Source organism: Sagittula sp. S175, from assembly GCF_049800975.1.
Classification (GTDB): Bacteria; Pseudomonadota; Alphaproteobacteria; order Rhodobacterales; family Rhodobacteraceae; genus Sagittula.
Map to the genome: position 1 here is coordinate 253,387 of NZ_JBNAGB010000002.1, position 15,221 is coordinate 268,607.

Consider the following 15,221-nt stretch of genomic DNA (forward strand, 5'->3'; position numbering starts at 1 on the left):
CACTCAATCTCCCAATGGAAAGGCAAACCGCGCCACGACGCGCCGTGCCCATGGCGCGCTGAAGGCGCTTTCGATCACCCCATGCCCCGTGTAGGCATGGATGAAGCTCGCCTGCGCACCGATTTCGCCCTGAAGGCCGATGTGTTTGGCCACCGCGCCCTCGCGCATCCGGAACAGAAGCACGTCGCCGGGTGTGGCATCGCCCAGCGCCTTTGGCACCAGATGCGTCAGCCCCGCCCGCCATAGCCGTTCATCCCCCTCGGGTTCCGACCAATCGCGCGTGTAGGCCGGAACCGCCTCTGGTTCCGGCCCGATCACTTCGCGCCAGACGCCGCGCAAGAGGCCGAGGCAATCGCAGCCCGCGCCCTTGACCGAGGTCTGGTGGATATAGGGCGTGCCGATCCACCCCCGCGCGGCATTGACCACCGTGTTCATCTGCGGCTCCCCCCGGTTTTGGCCTTGGCCGAGGCCGGATGCACCATGACCCAGTCTTCCTCGGGGATGTCCGGAAAGCCCTGAAAATTGACCAGGTTGCCGAATTTGAGGCGGCAGGTGTCAAACCGCTTGTCGCAACCGGCCTCCAGACGCACCAGGTCGCCCGCAACCGGAGAGGCGCGCAACGGCTCCCATATCTCGATGACCCGTGTCCCGTCGGGGCGGAACTGATCGCGTTTGATCGCGGCGGACAGCCCGGCGGCGTCGCCTGACAGCACCGTTAGCCGCCCGCGTTGGAACCACCCCGGCTCGAACCCGGTCAAAGGCCCGCACAGGAAGACACGTGTCTCTTCGACTCCGAACAGTGCATCTTCGTGGACATAGCCGGACGTGTTGAGGTCGAACCCACAGGACGCATCCCCCAGCACGGCGGTGCAGGGTTTCTGGTATACGCGTCCGACGGGGCGGTTCAGCGCCTCGGACAGGCCGCGCAGTTCCGCGTGGAAAGCCCCCTCGCCCCGACGCACCTCGCCGATATGGCCCCGGAACATCACGCGGCGCGCATTTACGTCGGACCAGTTCACCAACCAGGCCACCACCTCGGCCCCGTCGAAACGGCCCGCGGCAATGTCTTCCTCGCGGATCGCCGAATCGGAGAGCGCACCCATGGCCTCTGTATTGTCCACCGAGAGGCCCGTCGACTGCGCCAAGGCGCGTGCCGAAAGGCCGGTCTCGGCCTTGAAGGTCAGCCCGTCGAACGCCAGATCGCGGTCGTGGTCGGTAAACCCGAACACCGTCCCGTCCTTGCGCGTCACGGCCCAGGCGCGACAGACCGTCGTCACACCGGTGGCAAGGTGTTCATGCAGTTCAGCCTGTCCCATCAGATGCGCACCTCCACCACCGGCACGTCAGGCACCTGTCCCGCGCGGAAGCTGGCGACAGAGACATTGATCCGGTCGGTGTCGAACCGCACCGGTACGTCGAATTCGAAGCCCGCGCTGATCTCGACATCCGCCATGGGCGCCTCGACAAAGGTGATGATCCCCGTGGTGGTGTCGATCTCGAAATGCACGCCCTCGCGCATCTCGTCGTCCTGCACGGCGGCAATCACCGTCCCCGCCACCGGCTTGGTAATGGGACGCGCGTATTCCGCTGTGCCAGAACGGTAGGTCTTTATCAGCTGAAAGCTTTTCGTCACGCCGTCGCCCCGCGCGATCACCTGATCGCCGTTGGCCACGGTGCGCGACGGCGTGCAGGATTTGAAATCCGCCCAGTCCTTCCAGCGGAACCCGAACAACTGGCCCTGACGCGCTTCGAAGAAGTCGATCATCGCCGACACATCATCGAGCGAGCGCAGCCCCAGCCCCGCGTCATAACGCCGGCGCGAATGCGCCCAGGGCGTATTGCGCTCTTCAAACCCGCTGGTGAGCGTCACGATATCCGTGCGCCGCTCCGGCCCGCCAACCGAGCCAAAGCTCAGGTCCGCCGGGAATCTCACCTCGTGAAATGCCATGGTTCCCTCCGTTCAACGATTGCGCGCGCCACGGCCCAGCGCGGCGCTCATGCGCGCCGCGATCTGGCTCTGGCTGCGTTCAAAGGACCGCGCGTCCGGCGTGTGGATGTTCATCACGATGGAGACCGGCTGACCGCCCCCCGCCGCGCGCACCCCCAGCTTGCCATCGGCACCGCGCGTCAGCGGCATGATCGCCTCCGGCCCCGCCTCGCCCATCAACCCGGTGCCGCCACGCATGGGAAAGGTGGTCGGACTGCTGACGACACCCCCGGAGGCAAAGGGCATGACGCGGCCTTGGGTGAAACTGCCCCCCTTGGCGAAGGGAGAGAAATCACCAAAGATCGACGACATGCCAGAGGCCAGGAAGCCGCCAACATGGTTCGCCACCGGTTTGACCGCCGATCGCCAGGCCGCGTCGATCATCGACTGTGCGACGCCCTTCATGGCGTCCGACAGCTTCATCCCATCCAGCACCACCCCGTCGATGGCCCGCGCCACGCCACGTGAAAGCGTCCCTTCCAACCTGACGGCACTGCGGCCCGTGTCCGAAAAGGTCGTGTTGATCCGCCGCATCTCGGCGTCGAAGGCCGCGGCCATTCCGGCAGCGCCGCTCAGCGACTGTTCCAGCCGCATGGCCTCGTCGCCCAGGGTCTCGATCTCGAAGTCGCTCATGTCTCGTCACTCCTGTCGGGAAAGGCCGCCATCAGCTCATCGAGCCGTTTGCGTCCCAAGGGGCGCAGGCCGGAACCTTCGCCCAAGAGCAGTTGCAGTTCCGCCGGGGTCAGCTGCCAGAATTCCCAGGGCTTCAGCCCCAGTCCACGCATCCCCGCGCGCATCAGCTCGGGCCAGTCAAACCTTTGCATCGGCCGTCTCCGGCAGCATGAAGGCCCGCGCCAGAAGTTCCGCCGCAGCCCGCGCCGCAGCCATCGGCCCGCCCTCGATCTCGGCGGCCAGCAGGTCAGAGGCCCGACCCTGCCAGCCACCGCCGCGCAGCCCGGCGACGATCAGCGCCAGCACGTCGCGCGTGCTGAAGCCTCCCGCCTCGAACCGCTGCACCAGGTCGATCAGCGAGCCCGTCTCCAGCCCCGCTTCCAGTTCTGCCAACGCGCCCAGCGTCAGCCGCATCACGTGGGGCTGGCCGTCGATGACCAGCGCCACATCCCCCCGCCACGGATTGGCCATCAGACCACCGGCACCGCGGTGAAGGTCAGCTCGCCCGCCGAAGCCAGCGATACCTCGTAGGTGGCCTCGCCATCGTGCGATCCCGCGTATTCGATCGAGGTCACCTGGAACTTGCCTTCCACGGTGCCGAAGTCGGGGATGATGACCTGGAAATCCGGGGTTTCCCCCGCAAAGAAGATCTGCCGCGCGCGTTCATCCGTCGCCGCGTCCTTGAACACGCCCGACCCGCTGATATTGGCAGATTTCACGCCTGCCCCGGCCAGCAGCTCGCGCCAGCCATTTTGGGATTCCAGCGTGGTCACATCCACGCTTTCGGCGTTGAAGCTGATGCGCGTGGCACGCAGCCCCGCGAAAGTCTGGAACGTGCCGGTGCCGGTCATGTCGACCTTCACCAAAAGGTCCTTGCCGTTCTGAGCAGCCATCTGTCTCACTCCATCCAAAGAAAGGTTCAGTCCAAAAGGCGGCGCCGTTTACGGCGCGACCACATCCTCGACACGGGCGCGGAAAGTCAGGTCGATCCTGCGCCGCCCGTCCGCTTCCAGCCCCGCCTTGGCGCGCAGGAACCACAGGCCCACCAGCACACCCCGGCCCAAGGTCAGGTCCGCCCCGTGCAGCGCATCGCTGATCGCGCCCGCCGCCTGCTTGGCGGTCAGGAACCCGGCGTTCTCGGTCACCACCGAGATGTCGAACTCGTGCCAGGCCCCGTTGCCGTCCTTGTCGCCTGCCTCTCGCACCCGCTCCGGGCCCAGCGCCACGTAAAGCGGCGGCAGCGTCCCGGCGGGTGGGCAGTCGAAAATCGCCTCGCCCACCAGCGTCTCCAGCGCAGGGTCGGCCTGAAGCAGTCCGTAGACCGCCGTCTGCAAGGCCCCGGATAATGCATAAGTCATGCCGAGACCTCCTCGTTGCAGCTGCACCGCAGGTACAGCCCGCGCGGCTCTTCCTCGGTGACCGCCTCGATGCGCAGCACACGGCCCTGCATCACGAACCGCTGTCCCGGCGCGGGTCGGTTAGACTGCCCCACGGGCGCGCCACGTACCCAGACGGTGAAGCCGCTCGACGAGATCGCCCCGACCTCCCCCAGCCCCAACCGGGCGGATCGCGGTTCGACTTTGCCCCAGAGCGTGCCCAGCGCACCCCAGCTGCGCAGGCAGCCGCCCGCGCCGTCGGGGATCTCCTGCGGCGCTTCCAGAACCAGCTTGTGGTTCAGCGCCATGCTCCTGTCCGCCGGGCCGCTCATGCGTTCAGCCCCATGCGGATCGGATGATACCGCGCGATCAGGCTGGTGACGCCGAACGGCATGCAACCCTGGCTCAGCGCCGTCTCGTCCCTGTATTCGTAGTAATGCGCCGCCAGCAGCAGAACCGCCTGTTGCAGATCCGCCGGCACCGCGTCGAACGTCGCACCGTAGCCCGCCTGAAAGCGTACCTCGATGGCCCCATCCTTGGGCACGCTGGGAAAGGTCCCGACCGAGCGCAGCTTTGGCGCGAAATTGTCCTTCACCAGCCGATAGGCCGAGGGCGCCACGGTCTGCGCGGCACCGAAGCCGTCCACCAGCGTGATCTCGGTCACCGCCGCAATCGGCGCGATGGGCAGCTTCTGGACGGTGCGTTCCTGCCAGTCTTCGAAGGTCACCACGAACCCGCGCTGGATCAACGCCTTCGAGGTCCGCGCCTCGATCGCCGCCAGAGCCGCCCGCAGAAAGGACGCCAGCACAGCATCTTGCAGGTCGGTCTCGGAAAATCCGCTGCCCAGCCGCAGATGCTCTTTCAGCGCTGCCACCGGGAGGGCCGCCTCCGCCACCTGTGTTTCTTCCACCAACATCATGTCTTTTCTCCGAAATCCTCGACCACGGTTCTCGCCCTCGGCTGTGTCAGCGGGGCCAAACGGCAGGTGGGCGCGCGCCGCCCAGGCTGCACGGGCGGAGGGGAAGCTGGACAACCCGGGACCACGCGCGCCCGTCAGGAGGCGGATTTCACCGCCTCCCGGTCCGCTTTGCGCTTACGACACTGCGCAGCGCATGAACTTGATCGCGGCAAAGTCGCTGACACCGCCGCCCACGCGCTTGGACGCATAGAACAGCACGTGCGGCTTGGCCGAGAACGGGTCGCGCAAGACGCGGATGTCCGGGCGTTCCGCAATGGTGTAGCCCGCACCGAAATCACCGAAGGCGATCGGATGCTCGCCCGCCGCGATGTCCGGCATGTCCTCGGAAATCAGCACGCGCTGACCCAGCAGGCGCGCGGGTTCCGCCGCCGCCAGACCATCGGCCCACAGGTGACGGCCATCGGCATCCTTCAGCTTGCGCAGCGCGCCGGCAGTCTTCGAGTTCATCACGAAGGTCGCGGTCGGGCGGTAGCGCGCATCCAGCGCATAGACCAAGTCGATCAGCGCATCGCCATTGCCGATATCCGCCGCTGAACCGGAGGCCACATATCCCAGAGAGCCCCAGTTCCACACGTCGTTGGCGACGATGGTGTTGGTCAGGATGCCCGTCGGCTTGTCCACGCCGTCGCCATTGATGAAGGCAGATGCCTCGGCGCGGATGAACTTGTCAGCGATGCGCGCGGCCAGCCAGGCCTCCACGTCGAAAGCCGAGTCGTCCAGCAGGCGCTGCGATACCTTCGGCATGGCGTTCAGTTCATACAGCGGGATCGAGATACGCTCGATGGTCGGCGTCGCGGTCTCTGCCGCGGTCGTGGTCTCGGCCGCCCAGCCCGCGCCGGTGTCGTTGCGGTCGATCAGAACGTCGAAGGACGAGGCCTCGACGTTCACCACGTTGGAAATGGCACGGATCGAAACAAGCGACTCCAGCTTCGACTTGATGTTGGCCGAGGTCTCGGGATCGACGAGGTAGCCGCCATCGGCGTTTACCGCCGTCGACATCGCCTTGCCTTCGATCTCGATGCCACGCAGGGCGTCGTCGTCACCGGTGCGCAGGTAGGCGTCGAACGCCTTCTGGTGGGGCGCCTCGACCTCGGTGCGGGTCGACAGCGCCGGGCGTTTTGCGAGTGCGGATTTGTGATCAAGCATGGTCAGTCGCTCTTCCTGTTTTGCAAGCTTCTCTTCCAGTTCAGCCGCGAGGGCCTTGTAGTCCCCGATCAGTCCCGCCATCGCGGCACTCACCCGGGCGACCGGAGACACATCTTCCCCGGTCCGAGACTTGGTCTCGGGTTTGCTCATGGTCATTTCCTCTTGTGGTTGCCCTGCCGCGCTTCAGGCTGGGACGTTCCGCCCCGTCAGCCTTCAGACACGGCCATGAGTGACGCGCGTCAGACGCCCGCCAGGTTGCGGCGCAGGCCCTCGAGGGACTCCGCCAACTCGCGCAGGGCGTCGCTGTCATCGGTGGGGAGTTCTTCCCCCTTCGACGCCACCCGCGCACTGGGCAGCATCGGGAACGTCACCAGCGACACCTCCCAAAGCTCCAGTTCCGCCAAGAGCCGCTGGCCCTTGTCATTCTTTGTGGATTTCACAGTGCGGTAGCCGATGGACAGGCCGTCGATCGCGCCCGCTTCGATCAGCGCGGCGGCCTCACGGCCCTTGGCCACGCTGTCCAGCAGGCGGCCCTTCACGTACAGGCCGCGCTCATCCTCGCGCACCTCATCCCAGACGCCGATGGGCTGCGCCGGGTCATGCTGCCACAGCATCTTTACCGCGCGCCCCTCTTCGACCAGCCGCTTCAGCGAGCGCGCATAAGCGCCCTTCGCCACCACGTCCCCCCCTTGGTCGCACTTGCCGAACAGCGAGGCATAGCCCTCGATCCGCGTGCCCTCGACCACCGTCACCTCTGCGTCGAAGCGGCAGAACTTGTGTTCCAGATCCATCTCGCAAATCCCCTTTCCGACGGCCCTCACGGCGTCAAGTTCATGAATTTCTGAAAGGCCTCGGCCAGGATCACCCCGGCCACGCCGTAAACCGCCAGCCACAGCCGCCGCTCGAGACGTTCCATCAGCATCTCCAGCCGCTGGAACCGGTCGTTGAGCGCATCGAACTGCAGCTTCGCCACCTTCTCGTGGCTCTCCAGCCGCAAGCCCGGCGCGCAGGCGAAGGGTTCGACCCGACTGCGCAACTCAGTCACTTGCCGCCTCCACGTCCAGGGCGGGCAGCCCCAGCAGAGCACGCTTCTCGGCCACCGTCAGGAAATCGGCCCCGGCCACGCGGTTCCACACCGCGTCGCGTTCCACCGACAGCGCAGGGACCTGATCCAGATCCGGGCGCAACTCCACCTCGTCCCCCACGTAGGACGACAGCCAGCGACCGACGGCGTGGGTGACCTTCGACGCCAGCGGCAGCACCGTCTGACGGTAAAATGCCCGATGCGCCTCGGCGTAATTGGCGTATGTCGCCTCGCCCTGGATCCCCAGCAACATCGGAGGCACCCCGAACGCCACGGCGATCTCCCGCGCCGCCGCTTCCTTGGTCTTCTGGAACTCCATGTCGGACGGAGAGAACCCCATCGGTTTCCAGTCCAGCCCGCCTTCCAGCAGCATCGGACGCCCCGCGTTTCGCGCCCCCTGATGGTGCGCCTCCATCTCGGCGGTCAAACGGTCGTATTGTTCGGATGTCAGATGTCCATTGCCATCGGCGCCCTTCCAGACAATCGCGCCCGAGGGCCGCGCCGCGTTGTCCAGCAACCCCTTCGACCAGCGCGATGCGCTGTTATGAACATCCACCGCCTGCGCAGCCGCCTGCAATGGCGACAGACCGTAGTGGTCATCCTGCGGGTGAAACGTCTTCACATGCAGCACAGGCGACACCGGCCCCGTCACGTTGAAGCGATGCTTGCGCCCCGCGACCTCGTAGACATAGGCAACCGGCCAGCCATCCTGCCCCGGCACGACACTCATCCGGTCCGAGCGCAGCACATGCAGTTCAAACGGCAACCCCTGCTCGCCCGCTACCGCTTCGACATATCCGTCACCGGACAGCAGCATCTGACCGTACAACGCCTCGAACAGCTCGGCGCGGCCCTGCCCCGGATTGGGCTGGGTAATCAGCTTCAGGATCGGGTGCTCGGCGTAGCGCGCCGTGGCGTCCTGCAGAACCAGCGGCAGCGCCGCCGCGGCCTCGGCGATCAGCTTGACCGCGCGAAAGCCCACCGGGTTGCCCGCAAAGGCCTGCTTCGTCAGCGAAACCGTGTCCCGCGGGCTCCAGGCCACGCGACCGCCGGACAGATGCGCCACAACGCGCCCCGTGGCCGAGGCCTTCACCTCGGGCACCACCGCCGCCTCTTGCGCCCCGCCACGCCGCAGAAAGTCGAAAACCATGCTCATGCTCCTTTTCCCGCTGCCACCGCGCCGCTCCGCCGCGAGGCTCTACCGGGTCCATGCCCCGCGCTTCGAAAGTCACCCTATGAATGCGAAGTTAATTGGCGGTAGCACCACCGTACGGTGCTCAACCCCGGGGCTTTACCTCGCAAAAACAGATACTTGATGGCCCATCAGGATGCGCAGGTCGGGGCTGTGCCCCGACTCCCCTGAAAGACAAAAGGCCGGGCACATGGCCCGGCCTTCCCTTTGCGATGTCACGCCGATCTGACCCTTGGCGTCACAGGGCCTTTGCCGTGCACCAACTCCGTCACCGCCCAGACCAGCGCATCAACACGGTCCGGGCTGCCGTGCCCCTCGTACCCCATGGGCGTCATCAGGCACATCTGCGCCTCCAGCTCTTCCATGCCATTGTTGTGGCGCACCCGATCCTGTTCATACAGCACCGCCACCGGCTCGGCCCGCGTCGACTTGCCGTCCCGCGCGTGAACCCGGGTGACCCCGATATCCGGGTCGACCTGCCGCAAAACCGTCTCGACCATGGCCCCGCCCTGGTTCACCTCCGCCACCACGCGATGCGCCTTCCAGCGCCGCGCGGCCTCGACCGCCACCTGCGCCCACCCCTGCGGACTGAGCCCCCGCGCACTGGCATCCTCCAGCACATGCACGTGGCGCCGCCCGTCCTCGGCGGTCCAGACACCGGCCACCACGATCCCGCAGGCGTCCGACTTCTTCGAATCCCCCGCCGGGGGATCAACCGCCACCACGATCCTTTGCAGATCCGGCACCGGCCCACCGCGCAGCTTGTCGAGCATGTCCTGCGTCCACATGGCGCCGTCCACCTGCTCCAGCAACATGCCGTCCAGTTCCTGCCGCGCCAGCGAGGAATGCGCGAACCGCTCGCGCACCTCATCGAGGAAGCTCGACGCAAGGTTCGCCCGGTTGGCCTCGGTCGGCGCATGGGTCATCACGGTCGAGGGATAACCCATGATGTCTTTGAGCACCGCAACGTTGCGCGGTGTCGTGGTCACGCAGACCTGCGGATGCGCTCCCAGGCGTAAGCCAAATTGCAGCATGTCCCAGGTGTCTCTCGCCTTCTTCCACTTGGCCAGTTCATCCACCCAGGCGCCGTCGAATTGCGGCCCGCGCAACGCTTCCGGTTCGCTCGCCGAATACAGCATCGCCTCGGCCCCGTTCGGCCAGACAAGGCACTTGCGACCGGCCTGCCACAATGGCCGCCGATCCGGCGGCGAGCACGCCATGATCCCGCTGTCGCCGAACACCATCACCTCTCGCGCCTGGTCAAACGTCTCGCCAATGATGGCCAGCCGCTTGCAGCGCCCCTTGGTCAGCGGCAACCGCCCCTCGACCTGTGACCGCACCCATTCGGCCCCGGCGCGCGTCTTGCCCGCGCCCCGCCCGCCCAGGATCACCCATGTCCGCCAGTCACCTTCGGGAGGCAACTGATGCGGATGCGCCCAGAACTCGAACAGGTAAGGGAGCGCAATGCGCGCTCCCTCGGAAAGTCCACTCAGGAACTCAATCCTCCTGTGACGTGGCCCGGATGCGATCCAGGCGGCAGCTGACCTCATGGTAGGCTGCCTCGAGGTCCAGCCCCCAGTCTCCTTCGATCCCGTTCTGTTTGCGTCTGATGGCATCAAGTTCAGCCTCCGTTTCTCTCGCCGCCTTCAGCCAGTAGCGAAGGTCGGACAACGCCGTTCCGACGTCGGTCTTCTTCACCCTCTCCGATCCCCTGATCCGTTCCTGCAACTCGCGGATATCCGCGGTCAGTTCTTCCAGCGTCTGCGCAATCTCATCACGTTGCGCTTCCAGACGCCCGGCCTCACAAACCGGAATTACCAATGCACAGCTGTTGTTGTTATCGCTGCTCATGCTCGACACCTTTCTTGCCTGTAAGGTTGCCCCTCCTTTGGGCAGGCATGAAAAAGGCCCCTGGCAGGGTTTCCCCCGGGGCCGTCACCACACCTCGTCCAGCATGGTTTGAAAGCTACGCCCGACCGCGCGCCCGGTCAATGCGGGCACCGAACGCAAGCCATTGAAAGCCTTCACACTTAAGCACAAATCGTTAACGCGCCGCCCAACGCATGGCCGCATTGCCTTGCCCCTGCTCCTGCGCTCTGGCACTCCTGTCGCGCAAGACACAGGAGTCCCCCATGCCCCAGCTCAGCCCCCGCATCACCACGCTCAACGGCGACGGCTCCGACGGGTGGGAGGTCTTCTACAAGGCCCGCCAGATGAAGGCGCAGGGCATCCCAATCACCGAACTGACCATCGGTGAACACGACATCGGCACCGACGCCAGCATCCTCGCCGCCATGGATGCAGCCGCCACCGGAGGCCACACCGGCTATGCCATGGTTCCCGGCATCCGCGCCCTGCGCGAGGAAGTTGCCCGCCGCATCACGACCCGCACAGGGGTCGCAACCGCGCCCGGGAACATCCTCATCACCCCCGGCGGACAGGCCGCGCTGTTCGCTGCGCATATGGCTGTGCTGACCCCCGGCAACGCGGCGCTGTACATCGACCCCTACTATGCGACCTACCCCGGCACGATCCGCGCCGCCTCCGGTACGCCCGTTGCCGTGCCCACGAAGGCCGCCGACGACTTCCTGCCGACATTCGAGCAGATCGACAGCGCCGCCCGCGCCACGCAGGCCCGCTCACTGCTGGTCAATACGCCCAACAATCCCACCGGCACCGTCTACCCGCGCGAGACGCTCGACCAGATCGCCCGCGCCTGCATCGCCAACGACCTCTGGCTGATCTCGGACGAGGTCTACGACACGCAGGTCTGGGAAGGAGACCACCTTTCCCCTCGCGCCCTCCCCGGCATGGCCGAGCGCACCCTGACCATCGGTTCCATGTCGAAAAGCCACGCCATGACCGGCTCCCGCATCGGCTGGATAGCCGGCCCCGAAGAGGCCATCACCCGCCTCATCGACCTCGCAACGAACACCACCTACGGCGTTCCCGGCTACATCCAAGACGCGGCGCTCTTCGCCCTGACCGCTGGCCCCGACCTCGAACGTCAGATCGCCGAGCCCTTCCGCCGCCGCCGCACCCTTGCGCTCGACATTCTCGCGCAGCAGAACACCGTCACCGTCATCCCGTCGCGCGGGGCCATGTACCTCATGCTCGACATCCGCGCGACAGGGCTCTCGGGCGAAGCCTTCGCGCACAAGCTGCTCGACACGCATCACATCGCCGTCATGCCCGGCGAGAGCTTCGGCCAATCCGCTGCCGGGCACCTGCGCATTGCGCTCACCACCGCCGACGACCGCCTGTCCGAGGCTGTGCGCACGCTCTGCCGCTTTGCTGCTGATCTTGCCGAGGCCTGACTCACAGGCCATAAAACGCGCAACACGGCCTCGATCGACACGCATGAAGGGAACCCCATGACCGATCGCGCCCAATCCTTCCGCGACCTGCACCGCCCCGGCGATCCCTTCATCCTCGCCAACGCCTGGGACAAGGGATCGGCGATGATGCTCGCGGCGCTCGGTGCCCCGGCCATCGCCACCTCCTCCGCCGCCCATGCCTTCACCTTGGGCCGCCCGGACATGGGCACCGTCTCCCGCGACGAAGCCCTCGCCCACGCACAGGATCTCGTCGCCGCCGTTTCCGTTCCCGTCTCCGGCGATTTCGAAAACGGCTTTGGCGAGGCCCCCGAGACCTGCGCCGAAACCGTGCGCCTCTCTGCCGAAGTCGGCCTTGCGGGCATCTCCATCGAAGACACCGCCCTTCCCGCCGACACGCCCTACGACCGCCCTCTGGCGGTCGACCGCATCCGCGCTGCAGCCTCCGCCGCCCGCGCGCTGTCCAACGACTTCGTTCTGGTGGCCCGCGCCGACGGTGTCATGAACGGCCACTATGACCTTCCCGAGGCCATCGCCCGGATACAGGCCTACGAGGCCGCAGGCGCCGATTGCGTCTACATCCCCCTGCCGCCCTCCTTCGACGACCTCGCCCACATCTGCCGCGCCACTGCTTTGCCGGTCAACGCCTTGGTCGCAGGGTTCACCGACCACCCACGCAGCGCCTTTGCCGCCGCCGGGGTCGCGCGTATCTCCCTTGGCTCCAGCCTCGCCCGCGCCACGCATCGCGTGGTGCTCGACGCTGCCCGCGCCATGTTCGATACGGGCGACTTCTCGCCCCTTGGCCGCACCGTTTCCGGCTCCGTGATCGACGATCTCCTGCAAGACGCGCCATGAGCGGCATGCCGATCTCGTCGATCCGAAACCTCGGCCCCGCGACCGAACAGGCCCTGAACGCCGCCGGCATTCCCGACGCCGAGGCCTTGCGCAAGATCGGCGCACACGAAGCCTATCGCCGCCTTCTGGCAAACGGCGAGCGACCGCATTTCATCGGCTATTACGTTCTGCACATGGCCTTGCAAGGCCGCCCTTGGAACGATTGCAAAGGAAAGGAGCGCGACGAGCTGCGCACCGCCTTCGACCAGTTGAAAGGCCAGAACGCGCCAACCGGCGACAGGGCTTTTTTCGAAAAGCTTACGGAAATCGGCGTCATTGACCGTGTTACGCGCAATTCGAAACGCTAAATTTTTCAGTTCAGCGAAACGTTAAACACCTGCGCCCATTTTCCCGACCAATTCCGGGAAAGGATGGACAAATGACCCTGCGCCAGACCATGCTCCTGATCCTCGTGCCTTTGCTCGGGGTGATCGGTTTCTTTACTTGGGAAGACCTGAAGGAAATGAACGGTCGCATCGCCGTTCTCAACGAAGAGATTCACAGTCTCCGCGAGGCGGAGTTGATCAGCGACCTGGTGCACGAACTACAAAAGGAGCGTGGCTATACGGCGGGTTTCGTCTCTTCAGGAGGCAACAACTTCCGTGACATCCTGCCACAGCAGCAACGCGCTACCGATACCGTCCTCGCCACCTTCGTTGAAAAAAACAGCATTGCCGATCACGGCGACGGTATTCCGGTGGAAGAAATTGGATCGGCAATCGCCGCGCTGGAAGAATGGCGCACCAACGCGGCGGGCATGCAGGTCACGCTTCCCAATGTCGCGGCATTCTATACCAAACTTATCGACGACCTGATGTTTGCCTCCAACCAGATCACCCATGGCACCACGGACGCAAAACTGAGCTTCATGATCGAAGCGCGCTCCCTCGTGTCCATCGCAAAGGAATCGGCCGGTCTAGAAAGAGCAGTCGGAGCGTCGGTCATCGGCACGGGACGCTTCGGGCAAGCGCTCCACGAACGCTATGTCAGCCTCGTGAGTCGCCAGAAAAGCAGTCTGCAGATCGCAGCCATGGCGCTGGATCGCCCCGCATTTTACGAGGCTCTGACGACTTCCCCCGAGGCACTCGCGCTCGATGCGAAACGTGAAACGCTGATCGCCTATGGCTACAAGCCGCAGGATTTCGGCTTCACCGCGCCGGAGTGGTTCGCAACATCCACGGCCTGGATCGACTTGCTGCGCAATCAGGAAGTAGCGCTTGCCGCCGAAATCTCCGATTACGCACGTGATGAACGCGCAGCAGCGGAGAGCTTGATCCAAAAAACCATAGGGACCATCGCGGCCATCGTGGCCATGGCGACCCTTTTCTCCGTCGTCATTTTCGAACGCATGATCCGGCGCGTCGCCGGTCTCATTCAACTGATGGACGAATACAAGAACGGCAATTTCGAACCCGAAGTCCCGCAAGTGTCTCCCAAATCGGAACTGGGCCGCATGGCCAACGTGCTTGCTCAGTTCAAGGACGCCATGCGTGACCAACGTGAGGCTCAGGCTCAGGCCAAGGCCGCGGACGAGGCGCGTCTGAACGCCACCCATCAGCAGGTGGTCGACATGATGACCGACGGCCTGAAAGCACTGGCAGATGCGAACCTGACCCGGCGCTTCGACACACCACTCGATCCGAAATACGATCACATCCGCCAGAATTTCAACACGGCAACCAACCGCCTGCACGATGTCATTTCTTCCCTCGCCAGTTCTGTCGCCGAGATCACCGAACGCGCCAGCCTCATGGAAAGTGACACGGAAAATCTGGCCTCCCGCACATTGCAGCAGGGCGAGACCGTGGCCTCCAGCGCCTCCGGCGTAAAGCGCGTCGCAGACGCCACGCATGCCGACCTGGAAAAAATCGACGATGCCCAGTCCGAAGCCCGCACGGCTTCCGCCACAGCGGCGGAGTCGGATGAGACCGTGACCACCGCCATCCGCGCCATGGATCAGATCAGTTCGCGCTCCGACCAGATCGGCAAGATCGTCACCGTCATCGAGGAACTCGCCTTCCAGACCAATCTGCTGGCGCTCAATGCCCGCGTCGAAGCCGCCCGTGCCGGAGAATCCGGTCGCGGCTTCGCGGTCGTCGCTGAAGAAGTGCGCGACCTCGCTGGCCGTTCCTCAAAGTCGGCCACAGACATCAAAAAACTCATTTCCGAAAGCCACAACGAAGTGAAAACCGGCGTGCAACTGGTGAATTCTGCCGGACAATCGCTGCAAAGCATGGTCGCCAGCATTCAATCCATGGACGCGACCCTTTCGGACATCGCCGCATCCGCCCGAGGCCATGCCGAGCATCTTTCGGACATCGACCACGCCATGAAGGTCTTGCAGGACCTGAACGCAGCCAACACCACGATGGTCCGCAACGGTCGTGCAACATCCTCCGAAATCACGAAAACCGCCCGCCAATTGGCCGATTTGATCGCCGACTTTACCCTCGAGGACGGCGCCCGCACCACGGAAAGGGCCGCAACCAAAGTACGGGCCGCCTGAGCCCCTGTCGCAAGGGGGCGGGAACCTCACGCAGCGTCACGCGTTCTCCC

General features: G+C 65.2%; 20 protein-coding genes. 4 read left to right on the forward strand and 16 right to left on the reverse strand.

Annotated features, from left to right (window positions below; all coding sequences use genetic code 11):
• Positions 1 to 3: 3 nt before the first annotated feature.
• From ACP16H_RS04375 to ACP16H_RS04450, 16 genes are all read right to left on the reverse strand, one after another.
• Positions 4 to 435 carry a peptidase gene (locus tag ACP16H_RS04375; RefSeq protein ID WP_425071035.1) on the reverse strand — a complete coding sequence of 144 codons (432 nt, stop codon included), beginning with the start codon at positions 433 to 435 and terminating at the stop codon, positions 4 to 6.
• Positions 432 to 1,316 (reverse strand): DUF2163 domain-containing protein, encoded by an 885-nt coding sequence (locus ACP16H_RS04380; RefSeq protein ID WP_425071036.1) that lies wholly within the window; start codon positions 1,314 to 1,316, stop codon positions 432 to 434. Before ACP16H_RS04380 ends, ACP16H_RS04375 begins: the two co-directional genes overlap by 4 nt.
• Positions 1,316 to 1,948, reverse strand: a complete 633-nt coding sequence (locus ACP16H_RS04385; protein ID WP_425071037.1) for a phage distal tail protein, Rcc01695 family — start codon at positions 1,946 to 1,948, stop codon at positions 1,316 to 1,318. Before ACP16H_RS04385 ends, ACP16H_RS04380 begins: the two co-directional genes overlap by 1 nt.
• Positions 1,949 to 1,960: 12 nt before the next feature.
• The gene (locus ACP16H_RS04390) at positions 1,961 to 2,620 is read right to left on the reverse strand and encodes a phage tail tape measure protein (RefSeq protein ID WP_425071038.1); all 660 of its coding nucleotides are present in this window, start codon (positions 2,618 to 2,620) and stop codon (positions 1,961 to 1,963) included.
• Positions 2,617 to 2,811: a rcc01693 family protein gene (locus ACP16H_RS04395; RefSeq protein ID WP_425071039.1), complete on the reverse strand. Its 195-nt coding sequence runs from the start codon at positions 2,809 to 2,811 to the stop codon at positions 2,617 to 2,619. Before ACP16H_RS04395 ends, ACP16H_RS04390 begins: the two co-directional genes overlap by 4 nt.
• The gene (locus ACP16H_RS04400) at positions 2,798 to 3,130 is read right to left on the reverse strand and encodes a gene transfer agent family protein (protein ID WP_425071040.1); all 333 of its coding nucleotides are present in this window, start codon (positions 3,128 to 3,130) and stop codon (positions 2,798 to 2,800) included. Before ACP16H_RS04400 ends, ACP16H_RS04395 begins: the two co-directional genes overlap by 14 nt.
• Positions 3,130 to 3,552, reverse strand: coding sequence for a phage major tail protein, TP901-1 family (locus ACP16H_RS04405; RefSeq protein ID WP_425071041.1), 423 nt, complete (start codon positions 3,550 to 3,552; stop codon positions 3,130 to 3,132). Before ACP16H_RS04405 ends, ACP16H_RS04400 begins: the two co-directional genes overlap by 1 nt.
• Positions 3,553 to 3,600: 48 nt before the next feature.
• Positions 3,601 to 4,017, reverse strand: coding sequence for a DUF3168 domain-containing protein (locus ACP16H_RS04410; RefSeq protein WP_425071042.1), 417 nt, complete (start codon positions 4,015 to 4,017; stop codon positions 3,601 to 3,603).
• On the reverse strand, positions 4,014 to 4,343 hold the full coding sequence (locus ACP16H_RS04415; RefSeq protein WP_425071043.1) for a head-tail adaptor protein: 330 nt from the start codon (positions 4,341 to 4,343) through the stop codon (positions 4,014 to 4,016). The genes ACP16H_RS04410 and ACP16H_RS04415 overlap by 4 nt, the downstream gene beginning before the upstream one ends.
• Before the next feature lie 20 nt (positions 4,344 to 4,363).
• Complete coding sequence (locus tag ACP16H_RS04420) at positions 4,364 to 4,954, reverse strand: head-tail connector protein (RefSeq protein ID WP_425071044.1); 591 nt, start codon at positions 4,952 to 4,954, stop codon at positions 4,364 to 4,366.
• A 174-nt stretch (positions 4,955 to 5,128) separates the two neighbouring features.
• Positions 5,129 to 6,310, reverse strand: a complete 1,182-nt coding sequence (locus ACP16H_RS04425) for a phage major capsid protein (protein WP_425071045.1) — start codon at positions 6,308 to 6,310, stop codon at positions 5,129 to 5,131.
• Between the two features lie 89 nt (positions 6,311 to 6,399).
• Positions 6,400 to 6,951, reverse strand: a complete 552-nt coding sequence (locus tag ACP16H_RS04430; protein ID WP_425071046.1) for an HK97 family phage prohead protease — start codon at positions 6,949 to 6,951, stop codon at positions 6,400 to 6,402.
• A gap of 26 nt (positions 6,952 to 6,977) precedes the next feature.
• Positions 6,978 to 7,205: a GTA head formation protein, RCAP_rcc01685 family gene (locus tag ACP16H_RS04435; protein WP_425071047.1), complete on the reverse strand. Its 228-nt coding sequence runs from the start codon at positions 7,203 to 7,205 to the stop codon at positions 6,978 to 6,980.
• Complete coding sequence (locus ACP16H_RS04440; protein WP_425071048.1) at positions 7,198 to 8,394, reverse strand: phage portal protein; 1,197 nt, start codon at positions 8,392 to 8,394, stop codon at positions 7,198 to 7,200. Before ACP16H_RS04440 ends, ACP16H_RS04435 begins: the two co-directional genes overlap by 8 nt.
• 257 nt (positions 8,395 to 8,651) lie before the next feature.
• Positions 8,652 to 9,986: a DNA-packaging protein gene (locus tag ACP16H_RS04445; protein ID WP_425071049.1), complete on the reverse strand. Its 1,335-nt coding sequence runs from the start codon at positions 9,984 to 9,986 to the stop codon at positions 8,652 to 8,654.
• Complete coding sequence (locus ACP16H_RS04450; protein ID WP_425071050.1) at positions 9,934 to 10,287, reverse strand: hypothetical protein; 354 nt, start codon at positions 10,285 to 10,287, stop codon at positions 9,934 to 9,936. The genes ACP16H_RS04445 and ACP16H_RS04450 overlap by 53 nt, the downstream gene beginning before the upstream one ends.
• Positions 10,288 to 10,568: 281 nt before the next feature.
• Between ACP16H_RS04450 and ACP16H_RS04455 the strand changes: the two genes are divergently transcribed.
• The 4 genes from ACP16H_RS04455 to ACP16H_RS04470 all read left to right on the forward strand — a co-directional run bounded on the left by ACP16H_RS04455 (position 10,569) and on the right by ACP16H_RS04470 (position 15,171).
• Positions 10,569 to 11,753 (forward strand): pyridoxal phosphate-dependent aminotransferase, encoded by a 1,185-nt coding sequence (locus ACP16H_RS04455; protein ID WP_425071051.1) that lies wholly within the window; start codon positions 10,569 to 10,571, stop codon positions 11,751 to 11,753.
• Positions 11,754 to 11,810: 57 nt separating this feature from the next.
• Positions 11,811 to 12,626, forward strand: coding sequence for an isocitrate lyase/PEP mutase family protein (locus tag ACP16H_RS04460; protein WP_425071052.1), 816 nt, complete (start codon positions 11,811 to 11,813; stop codon positions 12,624 to 12,626).
• On the forward strand, positions 12,623 to 12,973 hold the full coding sequence (locus ACP16H_RS04465; protein ID WP_425071053.1) for a TfoX/Sxy family protein: 351 nt from the start codon (positions 12,623 to 12,625) through the stop codon (positions 12,971 to 12,973). Before ACP16H_RS04460 ends, ACP16H_RS04465 begins: the two co-directional genes overlap by 4 nt.
• Before the next feature lie 71 nt (positions 12,974 to 13,044).
• A complete protein-coding gene (locus ACP16H_RS04470; protein WP_425071054.1) occupies positions 13,045 to 15,171 on the forward strand; it encodes a methyl-accepting chemotaxis protein in 2,127 nt (708 codons plus the stop codon).
• Positions 15,172 to 15,221 lie beyond the last annotated feature (50 nt).